The organism is Klebsiella sp. CN_Kp113, assembly GCF_040064585.1.
GTDB lineage: Bacteria > Pseudomonadota > Gammaproteobacteria > Enterobacterales > Enterobacteriaceae > Klebsiella > Klebsiella michiganensis.
The window spans coordinates 111534-126320 of record NZ_JBEAID010000018.1; the positions used below are offsets into that span (position 1 = coordinate 111534).

The following is a 14787-nucleotide window of genomic DNA, read 5'->3' on the forward strand; positions in this document are numbered from 1 at the left end:
GCTTTTAGAAATTATAACAATCGCGCCAGTACTCTATTTTCATTTACAGGTGATTTATGACTTATGTGATTATTCATGCCCTCGCGCCGATTTTTGTCATCATGCTGCTGGGCTTCTGGGCCGGCAAGGCCAAAATGGTCGATAACAAAAACGTCTCTTTACTCAACATCTTCGTGATGGACTTCGCCCTGCCCGCCACGCTGTTCAGCGCCACGGTGCAAACGCCGTGGAGCGGTATTGTCGCGCAATCGCCGCTGGTGCTGGTGCTGACCGGGGCGATGTGGATTACCTATGCGGCCATCTACTTCCTCGCGACCCGCGTCTTCAAGCGCTCGCCGCAGGATGCCGCCGTGCTGACCCTGACCGTCGCGCTGCCTAACTACGCCGCGCTTGGCCTGCCTATTCTGGGCAGCGTGCTCGGCGAAGGCGCCTCCACCTCCCTCTCCGTCGCCGTTTCCATCGCCTGCGGATCGGTACTGATGACGCCGTTCTGCCTGCTGATTCTGGAACGTGAAAAAGCGCTCGCCGCCGGAGAGAACAGCGGCTCGACGCTGGCAATGCTGCCGGTTCTGATGTGGCGTTCGGTGAAAAAACCGATTGTCTGGGGTCCGCTGCTGGGGGTCGTGCTTTCAGCCATCGGTATCAAAATGCCGGATCTGCTGCTGGCCTCTATCAAACCGCTGGGCCTGGCGGCGACCGCCGCCGCGCTGTTCCTGACCGGGGTGATTCTGTCGGCGCGTAAGCTGCAGCTCAATGCGCTGATTGCCACTTCCACTATTGTCAAACTGCTGGTGCAGCCGTTTATCGCCTGGGGTCTGGTGATGCTGCTGGGGCTGCACGGCTCTATCGCCATTACCGCCATTCTGATGATTGCGCTGGCGGCCGGTTTCTTTGGCGTGGTCTTCGGCAACCGCTTTGGCGTGCAGTCGCCGGATGCGGAAGCGGTGCTGCTGTTAAGCTCGGTTCTGTGTATTCTGTCGCTGCCGCTGTTTATCACCTTAACGTCAGGAATCTAACGATGTCATCAACGCCGCGTCCTCATGATTTAGTCTGGTTGAATAATGCCGCCGCGCTGGAGGCGATTGAGGAGTCCTGGGTCGCGCAGCACTGGCGTATTAGCCTGCCGGTGGTGGTACGACGCGACGTTGATGCTAACGCCCGCATTCCGGTGGGCGTACGGGGGATGAAGCGCGATCAGCGGGCCGCAGCCTGGGTACAGAGGGAAAATATCGTCCGTACCGTCAGCCCGGAAACCCTCGCCGATCGCCAACAGCTCCTGCGCTCGCCGTTTGTCTCCCAGCCGCCGGTACAGGCGGCGATATCACTGACCTTACACCCCTGGCCGTGGCGCTGGGGCATTACCGGCAGCACCGGCTACGCGCTGGCCACCGAGATTCCGGTGCTTCACGCCGCCAGCGATCTCGATCTGCTGATCCGCGCGCCGCAGCCGATCGCACGCGAAGCGCTGCTCGCCTGGCAGTCCCGCGTCGCGCAGCTGCCCTGCCGGGCGGATACCCAGGTCGAAACGCCCGCAGGGGCTTTCGCGCTAAATGAGTGGCTGCGCGATGGCCGCGTCCTGCTGAAAACGTCCCGCGGCGCGCGCCTGACCGCTGCGCCGTGGAACAGGGAGGAAGCATGAAAATTCTCTTTACCTTTCCCGGTCAGGGAAACCAGCGGCCGGATATGCTCGCCGCGCTTCCCGACCGCCAGAATATCCTCGCTGAAGCGCGAACCGTGCTCGGCGATGAAGTAGACCATTTAGATACCGCCGCCGCGTTAAAACATACCCGTGCGGTGCAGCTGTGCCTGCTGATCGCAGGCACAGCCTGGGCGCGGGAGCTGCAGCGTCAGGGAGTAAATCCGGACATGGTCAGCGGCCTGTCGATAGGGGCTTTCCCGGCGGCGGTGATGGCCGGCGCGCTGGATTTCACCGACGCCCTGCGGCTGGTGGCGCTGCGCGGCGATTTAATGGAGCAGGCTTATCCTCACGGCTACGGGCTGACGGCGATTATGGGCCTGACGCTCGACCGCGTGGAAAAGCTGATTGCCGACAGCGACCTCTATATTGCCAACCTGAACGCGGAAACGCAGATTGTCATTGCCGGACGCGACGACGAGATGGCCCGCGTGGCCCGGCTGGCGCTGGCGGCTGGCGCCGGTAAAGCACAGCGGCTGGCGGTCAGCGTACCTTCCCACTGCGCGCTGCTGGATGAACCGGCGGCTAAGCTGGCAAAAGCGTTCACTGACGTCACGCTGCAGCGCCCGCGCTGCGCCTATCTGAGCGGCTCCACGGCGCGCGTTTTATGGGACCCGTTAAGCATTGCCGACGATTTGGCGCGGAATATGGCGCGAACCGTGCGCTGGCAGGAAGCGATGATCGCCGCTGATGAACGGGACGCGCGGCTGGCGATCGAGATGCCGCCCGGCGGCGTGCTGACCTGTCTCACCCGCCAGGCGGGCTGGCAGGGGGAGTGTATTGCGCTGGAGCGCAGCGGTATCGACGTTGCCCGTCACCTGGCGAACCGGCTTAACGGCTGAGGCTGCGGGCGTACATCCGCCCTTCTGCCGCCAGCGCCAGCAGGTCGGCGTCGCGCTCGCGATGGTGTGAGTAGACAATGGAGATCAGCTGGCGCATCTGATACGGCTCCGCCAGCTTCAGCAGCTGTACGTCGTTTTCATACACCTTTTTCATTCGTCCCGGCAGCAGCGCAAAGCCTACGCCCGCCTGCACCAGGCTAATCATCGAAAAGATATCGTTAACCCGGGTGACGATTTCAGGCTCGAATCCGGCCACCTGGAAGGCGTCCTGAAATCCGGCATAGGTGGCAAACCCTTCCGCCAGCGAAACAAACTTGCGCCTGGCGTAATCGCGCAGCTCGGCGGGAGCGGTGGTATCCAGCTGTTCCGTCGCCGGGGCGGCGAGGAAGATATCGTCCTCAAACAGCGGGACCACATCAAAAGCCGAATTATTGAATTCACCTTCGTTGGTGGCGATCAGGATCGCATCAAGCGCGTCATCTTCCAGCATATCCAGCAGCATCTGATTGGAGCCCATGGTGAGATCCAGCTCCAGCTCCGGCCGACGCAGCTTCATGCCCATAATAATGCGCGGCACGGTTTCAAGGGTCAGGGAGTAAAGCGTGCCGATGCGCAGCCGCCCCTGCCCGACGCCGGCTACTTTACGCGTCGCTTCCAGGCCGCGGGTCATCAGGCTCATAACGTCCTGACAGTACTCCAGCAGCGTCCACGCCGCCGGGAGCGGCAGCAGGTTGCGCCCTTTATGAATAAACAGCGGGCAGCCGACGCCCTCTTCCAGCGTATGCAGCGCCCGGTGGACGCTGACGCCGCTCAGCTGCATGGCCTCAGCGGTTCTGGCGATGTTCCCTTTCGCCATAAACATCATAAATACCGACAGCTTGCGGAAGGTGATGTCCTGATTAATGTCGTCTTTCATTGCCCTGGGCTCCGCGTTTCGGTCTTCATTAGCATTTTCTTTCGTGATTTCAAGACAGTATAACCACAATTAACGAATGAAGGATTAGCCGGAAGGGGGATATCAGCGCGGGGGGAGAGATTAGAGCAATGTCACGTTTTCGCCGGGGCAGCGAAGAGAGGCCAGTAGGCCCGGTGAAGCGTCAGCCGCCACCGGGCAATGTCAACGACGTGGGCTTACAGCGCCATATCGTGCTGCGGCGACGTTTCCGCCTTCGGCTCTGCCGGTTTGGCGGTCATCACCGGCGCGGTGGCGTTCATCTCAATCACCGGCGGTTTGGTCAGCTGCAGCGCCGCCGCGGTATCATCCCAAACCTGCTGGGTCAGCGCGACGTTGCCGTTCAGCTTCTGGCCGTAGCTCGGGACGATATCGTGAATACGGCGCTGCCATTCCGCTGAATGGAACTGCTCAGGGAACATCTGCTTAAGAACGTTCAGGGTAATCGGCGCGGCGGTAGAAGCCCCCGGCGAAGCGCCCAGCAGCGCGGAGAGGGTTTTCTGCTGATCGACCACCACTTCGGTACCCAGCTTCAGTACGCCGCCCTTCTCTGCATCTTTTTTGATGATCTGCACGCGCTGACCGGCCTGGATCAGCTTCCAGTCCTCTTTACGCGCGCCAGGATAATACTCTTTCAGCGCCGCAAAACGGTCGTCGTCGCTCAGCATCACCTGGCTGATGAGGTATTTCACCAGATCGAAGTTGTCCAGACCTACGTGGGTCATCGGCAGGACGTTATCGGTGGTGGTGGTGCTAAGCAGGTCGAAGAACGAACCGTTTTTCAGGAATTTCGTCGAGAAGGTGGCGAATGGCCCAAACAGCACCACGCGCTTGCCGTCGAGGAAACGGGCATCAAGATGCGGGACCGACATCGGCGGTGCGCCTACAGAGGCCTGACCGTAAACTTTTTGCTGGTGCGCATTGGTCACCGCCGGGTTTTCGGTCATCAGGAAAGAGCCGCCTACCGGGAAACCCGCATAGTTATCCGCTTCCGGAATACCGGTTTTTTGCAGTAATTTCAGCGCGCCGCCGCCGGCGCCGATAAATACGTATTTCGCATCGATCGCCTGCTCTTCACCGCTATTAACGTTTTTAATCGTCACGTGCCAGGAATTATCGGCATTGCGTTTAAAATCGGTGACTTCTGAAGAGGTCTGCAGCGTGAAGTTATTATTTTTCTTCAGGCTACCGATCAGCTGGCGGGTTATTTCCCCATAGTTAACGTCGGTACCCACCGGAGTCCAGGTTGCCGCAACGCGCTGCTGCGGATCGCGCCCTTCCATCACCAGCGGCGCCCACTGTTTTATTTGCGCGTGATCGGTGGAGAATTTCATCCCCTGGAATAAGGTCGTTTGCTGCAGCGCGGCGTAGCGTTTTTGCAGATAATCAACGTTATCTCCCCAGACGAAACTCATGTGCGGCGTGGAGTTAATAAAAGAGTGCGGATCGTGCAAAATGCCGCGTTTGACCTGCGCCGTCCAGAACTGGCGGGAGATCATAAACTGTTCGTTAATATCCAGCGCTTTGCTGACGTCGATGGTGCCGTCCGGGCGTTCCGGCGTATAGTTCAGCTCCATATTCGCGGAGTGCCCGGTACCGGCGTTGTTCCAGCCGTTAGAGGATTCCAGCGCGACGCCATCCAGCTTCTCAACCATCACCTGTTTCCAGTCCGGCTGTAATTCCTGCAGCCAGGTCCCCAGCGACGCGCTCATAATACCGCCGCCAATCAGCAGGAAATCGGTTTTTTTCGAGGTATCGTCATTTGCGAAGGTCGCCGAGCTGACGAACATCGCTAATGCGGTCATAGATATAATCGTATTTTTAATTGCAGGCATAATAGAAATATCACATAGCACAAGTGTAATAAGAGCGTGCATATTAACGCACTTTTACTTTATTTTAAAATATCATTTACACATCCGCACACATAGCTAATTATTGTTAACCTGGTTTTTTAACTTAAAAAAGTAAATTCCTCGCCAGCAGCAATAAATACGCCTTGCGATGGCCATTTTCAGAAGGGGAATTAAACCCGGGTAAGCGGATGAAGAGTATGGAATAACGATGCTGTGTATGACCAGATTATTTTGCGTTATCCGGCGCGTATTGTGGAAATACGCGCCGTCGGGTTAAGTTCAGGCAACCGTCTGCGCCGCGCGTAGCGCAATCCGCAGATGATCGTTATGCTCTGCCAGCAGCTCGCGCGCCTGCCAGGCATCCAGCCCGCTGAGGAGCATGAGTATTGCCGTCCGGCAGTGCTGATTGCAGCTGGCCAGCGCGGCTTTGGCCTCGCTGCGCGAGCCCCCCGTCGCCGCCATCACGATCGCTATCTGCCGCTCGGCCTCGTGCGGCGTATTGGCCTGCAGATCGACGCGCAGGTTTTCATAAACCCGTCCTTCGCGAATCGCCAGCCCGGTGGTCAGCATCGTCAGGATCTGCCGCTGCGCGATGCGCGCTTTCGGATTCCCGAAACCCGCCACCGCTTCCGGCCCGGTTTGCGGGGCGATAATGATATCCGCCAGCTGCGCGGCTTCACTGGTGGGCTGCTGCGTCACAACCGCAATCGGCGCCCCCAGCGACCAGGCGTGGCGCATCGCGCCCCAGACCCACGGCGTTTTGCCGCTAACCGTCAGCGCCAGCAGCATATCCTGGTTGCTGAATCGTAGAGCCTCAAGTTCGAAAGCCCCAAGATCGTAATGACTCGCGGCGGTTTCCATCTCCTGCCGCGCGGCGGTCGCTCCTCCGGCGATAAGGGCGACAAGCGAATGTTTTCCCTCCGGGGTAAATTCATTCACCGCCTGCGCGGCGGCTTGACCCGATGCCCCGGCCCCCACAATCACCAGCCGCCCTCCCCGGCTGAGCGTCGCCGTCGCGTTATCCATTAGGCGCGCGATCGCCGGCAAACAGGCCTCAACGGCATCGGCAATCCGCTTATCATCCTTATGCAGCAGCGTCAGCATATCGAGGGTGGCAAGACTATCAATATGGGTGGTTTCAGGGTGGCGTCGTTCCATCATTGAAGCGGTTGGCTTACTGCTCATAAAAACCTCCATTTAAACGCGAAAGAACCTTCCGGGACGAAAGCGCAGGCCTGAGGCAAACCCTTTCATTGACCATGGCTATTAATGGCAGTGTAAAGCTTAAGCGACGCGCTTTACCGCCACCGGAGTCACAGTTTTCATCCCCCTGAAGCCATTCAGCTGCCGATTGGTCGTTATCCAACCAGCGGCGCGTTCGGCGCGCCGAGGTTGCGAGGCGAGGCCAATGCGCTATTAGCGCAACGTCAGGCCGCCATCCACGACATACTGGCTACCGCTCACGAAGGACGCCGCGTCGGAAAGCAGAAACAGCGCCACATCAGCCGCTTCAGCCGCCGTCCCCTGGCGGTGAAGCGCCAGGCGGCTCACCACCGAGGCTTCAAATTCGCGGCGCACCTCGTCGCGCATAAAATGGCGAAATGGGGTGTCAATCGGGCCGGGAACCAGCGCGTTAACGCGGATATTTCGTTCCCCTAACGCCGAGGCCCAGCAGCGGGTTAACGAAATCAGCGCGCCTTTGGTCGCCGAATAGAGGCTTGCCGCCGCGGCCCCTTCATGAGCGGAAGTGGACGCCGTCACCACCACCGAGGCTCCCGCATTAAGCTTTCCGGCGAGCGCCGCCATCTGGAGAACCGGCCCGCGCACGTTGGTCGCCATCATGCGATCAAAGGCCGCGGCATCCACCTGCGACAGCTCCCCAACCGCTGCGTATCCGGCGTTGAGCCAGAGGCCATCAAGCCCGCCGGATGAATCGATCGCCTCGGCCAACGCCGCGCCGGTCAGCGGATCGCTGGCATCATTGTCAATGACCCGCGCCCGATCCGATAGCTGCCGGCGAAGAAACGCCAGCCGTCCGGGATCGCGCCCGGTGGCGATCACCCAACCGCCTTCGCTATCGATGCGCTTTGCCCCGGCAAGCCCGATTCCGCTTGTCGCACCGGTGATAAGAACTCTTTTTGCGCTAAATCTCGCCATGGTCATTGCCCCTCTCTGCGTAATCACATTTATCAGGATGGTAACCAGCGAAGAACCGTTTGATAATACCAGTATTATCAATATGACTGTTTGGGGTAATAGCCATAATGCGCGGAAGTGATTTTGCGGAATTAAGAGCCTTCGCGATGGTCGTTGAGCAAGGCAGTTTTACCCGGGCGGCGGCGCATCTCGGCGTCACGACCTCCACCTTAAGCGCAACCATCCGGCGTCTCGAGGAGCGCATCGGCGTACGTTTATTACACCGGACAACGCGCAGCGTCGCGCCGAGCGAGGCCGGCCAGCGCATGATGCAGCGGCTGGCTCCTGCGCTGGCGGCGCTGGAAGACGCGGTTACCGATGCCCGGACGGCCAGCGCGCCCGCGGGCCGCCTGCGCCTCAATGTGTCGCGCATCGCCGCGATTCATTATCTGGCGCCGCTGCTGGGCGGATTTATGCAACGCTATCCCAACATTGAGCTGGATATTGTTACCGACGATGCTTTAGTCGATATCGTTTCTTCCGGTTTTGACGCCGGAATTCGTCTCGGTGAAAAGCTCCATCAGGATATGGTTGCCGTCAGGCTGAGCGGCGACCTTGAAATGAAAGTCGTCGCCTCTCCGCACTATCTGGCGCAAGCGCCGCAGCCGAGAAAGCCGCAGGATTTGCTACAGCACCCCTGTCTGACTTATCGCAGGCCCAGCGACGGCAGCGTTTATCGTTGGGAGTTTCAGCGCGACGGCGAACGCTACGAGATTGCGGTCAAAGGGCCGATCGTCGTCGATGAACCGGCCATGCTGACGCCGTTAGCCCTCAAGGGCATCGGTATTGCCTATCAGTTTGCCCATCAGGTCGATCCCTGGCTGGAGACAGGCCAGCTAGTCCAGCTATTGAAAGAGTGGACCCCGGCATTTCCCGGGTTTTACGTTTACTACCCCAGCCGTAAGCAGATGGCATCGCCGCTGCGGGCGTTTATTGACTATCTGCTGGCCGTCGGCGGCAAATCGCGTCCGCCAGAATTGCCGTCTGGCTGATTTTGCTTTTATTACGCGGCTTTATGAAAACCGCGCATTCAGCGATAATACGCCTCTATCCGTTTTCTCCCGGGGTCGGTATGAATGAATTCGCGCAGCAGCCCGCGCGTAAACGCGCAATGAGCATGAAGCTGAGCACCGCCGTGACCTTAATGATCGGCAGCGTCATCGGTTCAGTACTGATTCTGGTCTATGCCCTGTGGTTTATGCAGATTAGCGGCGCCACCCGCGACGGCGTGAAAGATACGGCGCTGGCGGTGGCGCGGACGCTGGCCGACACCCCGGAAGTCAAGCGCGGCCTGACGCTGCCGCCGGACAGCGGCATTATTCAGCCGCTGGCGCTGGCCGTCACCCGGCGCAATGGCCTGCTGTTTGCCGTCGTCACCAATATGGACGGCATTCGCTACTCGCATCCCAATAGCCAGATTATCGGCAAACCTTTTATCGGCGATGACATCCGGCCCACGCTGGCGGGCAAAGAGAACGTTGCCGTCAACCACGGCGTGCTGGCTCCGGCGCTGCGCGTCTTCACCCCGGTGTTTGACGATAGCCGCCGGCAAATCGGCGTGGTGGCGATTGGCATTTCGCTGAGCAAAGTCGATACGCAGATCGCCGCCAGCCGCTGGGATGTGATTCTGACCGTGCTGTTCAGCGCGCTCGTGTGCGCCGTCGGTACATGGAGCCTGGTTCGCGGCCTGAAGCGCGTCCTGCTGGGCCTTGAGCCGCAGGAGATCTCAACGCAGTTCCAGCAGCGCCAGGCGATGCTGCACTCATTAAAAGAGGGCGTCGTGGCGGTGGATACGGACGGCAAGGTGACGCTGATTAACCCCGCCGCGCGCGACATTCTGTTTAACGGCCCCGGGAACGATATCGCGCAAACGCCGCTGCTGGCGGATTTGCAGGAAGTGCTGCAAACCGGCGAGCCGATTTACGATCGGGAGCTGGGCTGTAACGGTCTGCTGCTGATCAGCAACACGGTCCCCGTCCGCGACGAGGATGACGTGGTCGGCGCCATCAGCACCTTCCGTGACAAAACCGAAGTCAGCCAGCTGCTGCAGCGGCTTGACGGGATGGTGAACTATGTGGACGCCCTGCGTACCACATCCCATGAATTTATGAATAAGCTGCACGTGATCCTCGGCCTGTTGAATATGAAAAGCTACGATAAGCTGGAAGAGTACGTGCTGCAGACCGCCCACACCTATCAGGCGGATATCGGCGAAATCCAGCACCGGATTAAATCACCGGTAGTGGCAGGCTTTTTGATCGGTAAAATTCAGCGCGCTAAGGAGCGGGGTTTTACCCTCACTCTCGCCGATGAGAGCCTGGTGCCGGACTGCCCGAATGAAAAACAGGTCACCGTACTGGTTACGGTTCTGGGTAATTTAATCGAGAACGCGCTGGATGCCATGAGCGGCCAGGCCGAAGGCGAAGTCGGCCTGCTGCTGCATTACCAGAACGGCTGGTTAAGCGGCGAAGTCAGCGATGATGGTCCCGGTATCCCGGAAGCGTTTATCGATGATATTTTTAATAAAGGCTTCTCCACCAAAGGCGAAAACCGCGGCGTCGGGCTGTTTCTCGCCAGCCAGCAGCTTCGCGAACTGGGCGGATCGCTGGCCGTGGAATCCGAACCCGGCGTATTTACTCAATTTTTTGTTCATCTCCCGTGGGACAGTAAAAGGAAAAGTGCGTGATAAATGTATTAATTGTTGACGATGATGCCATGGTTGCCGAACTGAACCGCCTGTACGTGGGACGGGTCAGCGGCTTCCGCTGCAGCGGCACGGCGTCTACGTTGAGTAAAGCCAGGGAGATGATTAACGACAAGGATCTGGAGATAGACCTGGTGCTGCTGGATGTCTATATGCAGCAGGACAGCGGTCTGGATCTGCTGCCCGCCATTCGCGCGTCCGGACGGGCCATCGACGTGATTATGATTACTTCCGCCGCGGATGCCGCGACGGTTCAGGCCTCGATGCGCTACGGCGTGGTGGACTATCTGATCAAACCCTTCCAGTTTCCACGGTTTGAAGAGGCGCTCACCGCCTGGCGCGAAAAGCGTAAGCTGATGACCGGTCAACCCTATTATGAACAAGCGGATGTCGACCGGCTGCTGCACGGCGGCGTACCGGAAGCCGCTGACGCCCGCAAGTTGCCGAAAGGCCTGACGCCCCAGACGCTGCGCACCCTCTGTCAGTGGATTGATGCCCATCCGGACGTGGAGTTCTCCACCGACGAGCTGGCGGCAGCGGTAAATATATCCCGGGTTTCGTGCCGCAAATACCTGATTTGGCTGGCGCAAATTAATATTTTGTACACCAGTATCCACTACGGCGCCACGGGACGTCCGGTGTACCGCTACCACCTGATAGCGGAACAGTACGGCCTGCTTAAGCAGTACAGCCAGTAAGCCGGTAGCCGTCATCCAGCAGCTGAAAGCGGAAACGACGCTGTGAAGAGAGGATAACGTCGCGATTTTTAGTGACGAAAATCGCTTCGATATCCTCGCGCTGGCGCAGCGCCGCGCAGCCTTTCTCTACGCCAAGACCGTAGATCAGGGTGGTCCAGATATCGCCGTCCAGCGAGTCGGCGGAAATAATCGTTACGCTCTCCAGCTCGTTATCCAGCGGGTAGCCGCTGCGCGGGTCGAGAATATGGTGCCAGCGTTTGCCGTCCTGCTCGAAGTAGCGTTCGTAAATGCCCGAGGTCACCACCGATTGCCCCGCCACCGCAATGCTGCCAATCAGCGCATCCGCCGCTGAGTACGGTTTTTTCAGCCCGATTGACCATTCGCCCAGGGTATGGACATTGCCGCCGAGATTAATCAGCGCGGCGTTCACGCCCTGCTGCCGCAAATAGTCGCGCACCCGGTCGGCGATATAGCCTTTCGCGATGGCACCAAGATCGATCTCCATTCCCGTCCGCGCAAGGTAGACGCTGCTGGCGGCGTCATCGAGGATCACATCCTGAGCACGCGTTAACGTCAGGCGAGCGGCAATATCCTGCGGGGCGGGCACGCTCTGGCCCTGAAAACCAACGCGCCACAGCTTCACCAGCGGGCCGATCGCCAGGTTAAACGCGCTATCCCGCACCATGCTGGCGGCTTTGGCGCATTTAATCAGCGCATACACCGGGCGGCTCACCGTCACCGGATGGCGCCCGGCGGCATGGTTGATATCCATCACCTGGGAGTGCGCGCGGTTAACGGTGAAAAGATCTTCATAGCCTTTAATCAGCTGAAAGACGCGGGAGGCGAGCGGTTCATCATGAACGTAGAGCTTGAGGAGAATGGGCGAACCCATCAGTACGGCGGAGTAGCTGTAGACGCGGTTGTCGGACATATCGCACTCCTCAGAGAGATAAGAAGCCGGGCCGTCTATTTGCCAGCCCGGCGGGTGTCGCTGACGTTTAACCTCTGGCGCGTTTCGCCGCCTGATGGCCCGCGAGGGTCCCGAAGATAATGATATCGGCCACCGCGTTACCGCCGATACGGTTACCGCCGTGAATGCCGCCAACCACTTCGCCCGCGGCAAACGCGCCCGCAATCACCTGATGACCGGCATTCAGCACCGCGGTATCGGTGTTAATGGTCACGCCGCCCATCGTGTGGTGAACCCCCGGGGCGATACGAATCGCATGGTAAGGGCCTTCATTGATCGGCGCACGCAGCGCGGTGGTACGACCAAAGTCATCGTCATGCTGTTTTTCAACAAAGCCGTTGTAGCGTTCCAGCGTATTGAGAAAAGCATGGTAATCCATCCCCAGTTTCTCCGCCAGCTGACGCGGCGAGCTGGCGCTGGTGACGAAACCTTTAGCGATGTACTCATCGGCGGCTTTGTTTTTCGCCCGGACGTGCTCGTCAAAGACGATATAGGCGAAGTGCTCAGGCAGCGCGATAATCGCGGCGGAAACCTTATCGCGGGTCTCCATTTCGTTGAAGAAGCGGTTGCCCTGCGGGTTCACCAGTATCGCCCCGCCGCCGCGAATCGACTCGGAAATCAGGTACGAGGTTTGCTGCTCGACGGTCGGGTGAATCTGAATTTCACCCATATCCACGGTGCCCGCGCCGATGCGTTCAAGCAGCGCGATACCGCCGCCGGTCGCCCCTTTATGGTTGGTGGTCACAAAGCCCGCCAGATCCGGGCGGTATTTCACCACCATCGCGCTGTTGGCGCTGAAGCCGCCGGTAGCCACCACGATGCTCTTCGTCTGTACCACAACGGATTCGTTTTCATCGGTGAGCAGGCGCACGCCGCTCACCTCATCGTCGGTCATCAGGATCTCTTCCACCGACGTATCCAGCAGGACATCGATACCGCGTTTGGTGATGTTACGCACCAGGCCGCTGATCAGGTAGCCGCCGACCGCCGACCCGTCACGCGGACGGTGGGTGCGGTCGATGCTCATCCCGCCGGTAGTGGTGATATCGTTAAGCATAATACCGCGACGCGCCAGCCACTCAATGGCCTCCGGCGCATTCTCCACGAAGCGGCGCAGCAGCTGCGGGTCGTTTTTGTTCTTACCGCCTTTCAGCGTTTCCTGGTAAAACAGCTCTTTGCTGTCTTCAATACCTTTCACGCGCTGGAAGCGGGTCTCTGCGGCGTTCATCCCGGCAGAAGCTTTAATGGTGTTACCGCCGATGGTCGGCATTTTTTCAACGATCAGAACGCTCGCGCCTTCATCGTGTGCCTGAATCGCGGCCGCCAGACCGGCTCCGCCGCTGCCGACCACCACCACATCGTAGCTTTTCGGCGCCGCATCGCCCGCGCCCTCTTCGGCGGCCAGCGCTTTACTGGACTTCAGCATCGCTTTGGAAACCGCCTTTTTCACCGCTTCGCTCTGGCTGGTTGCGCCGGAAATCGCATCCACGTGCGGGGTGTTGGCGCTGAGGATCCGCTCGCGGATCTCTTCAAAGCTGGTGGTGAACTCGACGGTCTGTACCGGGCTTGCCGCCAGCGCGATATCGGCAATGCGGTCGTTTTCCAGGCTGACGTTGATCACCAGCTCGTTAGCGTCGTCCTGAACGGTTTCGACGAACATCCCCGGTTTGAATTTGGCATCGCCCATGCTCATATCGCGGATCATCGCCTCCACCAGCGAGAAGCGCCACAGCGGTTCCGGGATGTTCAGCGCTTCGCGCTGGGTGCTGTCAATAAACAGCTCCAGATCTTCGCCAGCGGCAATGCGCGCCGTCCAGTCAGGATACGCGATACAGGCGCGGCCCACCGCCATCAGGTCGTAGCCGTGATCCAGACCCTGCTCGGCATCGGCCGCGTTCACTACCCCGCCCACGCCCATCACCGGCACCTGAGCCAGGGTTTCAGAGCGCATGGCGCAATATTTTTCAATCAGCGGCGTGGGATCGGTGGTATCGACAATCGAGGGTCGCAGCGTGGCGCCAACCGAGAAGTGGAGATAGTCGACGCCGCGGGCGGCCAGCTTTTCCAGCAGATACATGGTGTCAGCAAAACGGATTCCGGGGACTTCCATCTCTTCCGGGGAGAACCGGTAGCCGATAATAAAGGCATCGTCGGCGTACTGGCGGGCCATTTTGTGGGTGATGTCCAGTACCGCCAGCGGGAATTTCGCGCGATTATCGCGGCTGCCGCCCCATTCATCGTCGCGCTGGTTAGAGTTTGGCGAATAAAACTGCTGGATCAGATAGGTGTTCGCGCCGTGAATCTCGACACCGTCAAAACCGGCCTGAATGGCGCGGCGTACGCCTTCGCCAAACTTCGCGATCATGCCCTCGACTTCAGCGCCGCTCAGCGCGCGGGGGGTTGCTGCGCCATCGCGCGGCGCGGCAATCGCGCTCGGGGCCACCGGCTGGCGTCCGCCGATAAGCTGCGGGTCGACCATCCGGCCGCCGTGGTAGATCTGCAGAATCGCTTTTGACCCTTCCGCCTTGATGGCGGCGGCAATTTTCGCCAGGCCAGCCACTTTTTCATCATTATCGATACCGATGGCGCCGGGGAACGCCAGACCGTAGTCATCAATAAAGCAGCATTCAACGATAATGGTGCCGATACTGCCTGCGCGAGCGCGGTAGTACTCAACCAGTTCGCTGGTCACGGTACCGTCAAAATAACCGGTGCAGGTGGTCATCGGCGCCATTAACAGGCGGTTTTTAAGCTCAGTACCGTTCGGTAAAGTAAAAGGACGCAAAATTCGTGGATGACTGGTCATAATGACGCTCCAGATTTTAAATATTGAAAATTGAGAATTGGGTGACGGAATTGTTTTTGTTTGTATT

At 59.2% G+C, this 14787-nt stretch carries 12 protein-coding genes; 6 read left to right on the plus strand and 6 right to left on the minus strand.

Annotated features, from left to right (window positions below):
* Positions 1-56 precede the first annotated feature (56 nt).
* The 3 genes from ABLV30_RS10630 to mdcH are packed head-to-tail and all read left to right on the plus strand — an operon-like array spanning position 57 to position 2538.
* Entirely contained in the window at positions 57-1016 is a 960-nt protein-coding gene (locus ABLV30_RS10630) for an AEC family transporter (RefSeq protein ID WP_004851304.1), read from the plus strand.
* A 2-nt stretch (positions 1017-1018) separates the two neighbouring features.
* Positions 1019-1639: a malonate decarboxylase holo-ACP synthase gene (locus ABLV30_RS10635; protein ID WP_025105793.1), complete on the plus strand. Its 621-nt coding sequence runs from the start codon at positions 1019-1021 to the stop codon at positions 1637-1639.
* Positions 1636-2538, plus strand: coding sequence for a malonate decarboxylase subunit epsilon (gene mdcH / locus ABLV30_RS10640; RefSeq protein ID WP_025105794.1), 903 nt, complete (start codon positions 1636-1638; stop codon positions 2536-2538). Before ABLV30_RS10635 ends, mdcH begins: the two co-directional genes overlap by 4 nt.
* Here the strand turns inward: mdcH and ABLV30_RS10645 are convergent.
* The 4 genes from ABLV30_RS10645 to ABLV30_RS10660 form a co-directional block, all read right to left on the minus strand.
* On the minus strand, positions 2528-3454 hold the full coding sequence (locus tag ABLV30_RS10645) for a LysR substrate-binding domain-containing protein (protein WP_004135593.1): 927 nt from the start codon (positions 3452-3454) through the stop codon (positions 2528-2530). The two genes, mdcH and ABLV30_RS10645, sit on opposite strands and share 11 nt — an antisense overlap.
* 215 nt (positions 3455-3669) lie before the next feature.
* Entirely contained in the window at positions 3670-5325 is a 1656-nt protein-coding gene (gene mqo, locus ABLV30_RS10650) for a malate dehydrogenase (quinone) (protein ID WP_025105795.1), read from the minus strand.
* A gap of 300 nt (positions 5326-5625) precedes the next feature.
* Complete coding sequence (locus ABLV30_RS10655; protein ID WP_049082727.1) at positions 5626-6531, minus strand: N-acetylmuramic acid 6-phosphate etherase; 906 nt, start codon at positions 6529-6531, stop codon at positions 5626-5628.
* Positions 6532-6762: 231 nt separating this feature from the next.
* Positions 6763-7503 carry an SDR family oxidoreductase gene (locus ABLV30_RS10660; protein WP_154950894.1) on the minus strand — a complete coding sequence of 247 codons (741 nt, stop codon included), beginning with the start codon at positions 7501-7503 and terminating at the stop codon, positions 6763-6765.
* Positions 7504-7610: 107 nt separating this feature from the next.
* Between ABLV30_RS10660 and ABLV30_RS10665 the strand changes: the two genes are divergently transcribed.
* From ABLV30_RS10665 to dcuR, 3 genes are all read left to right on the plus strand, one after another.
* The gene (locus ABLV30_RS10665; protein WP_122117984.1) at positions 7611-8534 is read left to right on the plus strand and encodes a LysR family transcriptional regulator; all 924 of its coding nucleotides are present in this window, start codon (positions 7611-7613) and stop codon (positions 8532-8534) included.
* A gap of 80 nt (positions 8535-8614) precedes the next feature.
* Positions 8615-10228 carry a sensor histidine kinase gene (locus ABLV30_RS10670; RefSeq protein WP_032750118.1) on the plus strand — a complete coding sequence of 538 codons (1614 nt, stop codon included), beginning with the start codon at positions 8615-8617 and terminating at the stop codon, positions 10226-10228.
* Positions 10225-10944 carry a two-component system response regulator DcuR gene (dcuR, locus tag ABLV30_RS10675; RefSeq protein WP_004851320.1) on the plus strand — a complete coding sequence of 240 codons (720 nt, stop codon included), beginning with the start codon at positions 10225-10227 and terminating at the stop codon, positions 10942-10944. Before ABLV30_RS10670 ends, dcuR begins: the two co-directional genes overlap by 4 nt.
* On the opposite strand, the gene ABLV30_RS10680 is transcribed toward dcuR, so the two are convergent.
* Together ABLV30_RS10680 and ABLV30_RS10685 are read right to left on the minus strand one after the other, a co-directional pair.
* Positions 10925-11875: an FAD:protein FMN transferase gene (locus ABLV30_RS10680; protein WP_014838638.1), complete on the minus strand. Its 951-nt coding sequence runs from the start codon at positions 11873-11875 to the stop codon at positions 10925-10927. The genes dcuR and ABLV30_RS10680 overlap by 20 nt on opposite strands.
* Positions 11876-11942: 67 nt before the next feature.
* Entirely contained in the window at positions 11943-14720 is a 2778-nt protein-coding gene (locus tag ABLV30_RS10685) for a flavocytochrome c (RefSeq protein WP_025105802.1), read from the minus strand.
* Positions 14721-14787: the final 67 nt, after the last annotated feature.

What these genes read in the sequence shown, in the direction of transcription:
- ABLV30_RS10645 (WP_004135593.1), bottom strand. Translation starts at nt 3,454, where the DNA reads ATGAAAGACGACATTAATCAGGACATCACCTTCCGCAAGCTGTCGGTA.
- ABLV30_RS10685 (WP_025105802.1), bottom strand. Translation starts at nt 14,720, where the DNA reads ATGACCAGTCATCCACGAATTTTGCGTCCTTTTACTTTACCGAACGGT.
- ABLV30_RS10655 (WP_049082727.1), bottom strand. Translation starts at nt 6,531, where the DNA reads ATGAGCAGTAAGCCAACCGCTTCAATGATGGAACGACGCCACCCTGAA.
- mqo (WP_025105795.1), bottom strand. Translation starts at nt 5,325, where the DNA reads ATGCCTGCAATTAAAAATACGATTATATCTATGACCGCATTAGCGATG.
- ABLV30_RS10665 (WP_122117984.1), top strand. Translation starts at nt 7,611, where the DNA reads ATGCGCGGAAGTGATTTTGCGGAATTAAGAGCCTTCGCGATGGTCGTT.
- ABLV30_RS10670 (WP_032750118.1), top strand. Translation starts at nt 8,615, where the DNA reads ATGAATGAATTCGCGCAGCAGCCCGCGCGTAAACGCGCAATGAGCATG.
- ABLV30_RS10630 (WP_004851304.1), top strand. Translation starts at nt 57, where the DNA reads ATGACTTATGTGATTATTCATGCCCTCGCGCCGATTTTTGTCATCATG.
- ABLV30_RS10660 (WP_154950894.1), bottom strand. Translation starts at nt 7,503, where the DNA reads ATGGCGAGATTTAGCGCAAAAAGAGTTCTTATCACCGGTGCGACAAGC.
- ABLV30_RS10680 (WP_014838638.1), bottom strand. Translation starts at nt 11,875, where the DNA reads ATGTCCGACAACCGCGTCTACAGCTACTCCGCCGTACTGATGGGTTCG.
- ABLV30_RS10635 (WP_025105793.1), top strand. Translation starts at nt 1,019, where the DNA reads ATGTCATCAACGCCGCGTCCTCATGATTTAGTCTGGTTGAATAATGCC.
- mdcH (WP_025105794.1), top strand. Translation starts at nt 1,636, where the DNA reads ATGAAAATTCTCTTTACCTTTCCCGGTCAGGGAAACCAGCGGCCGGAT.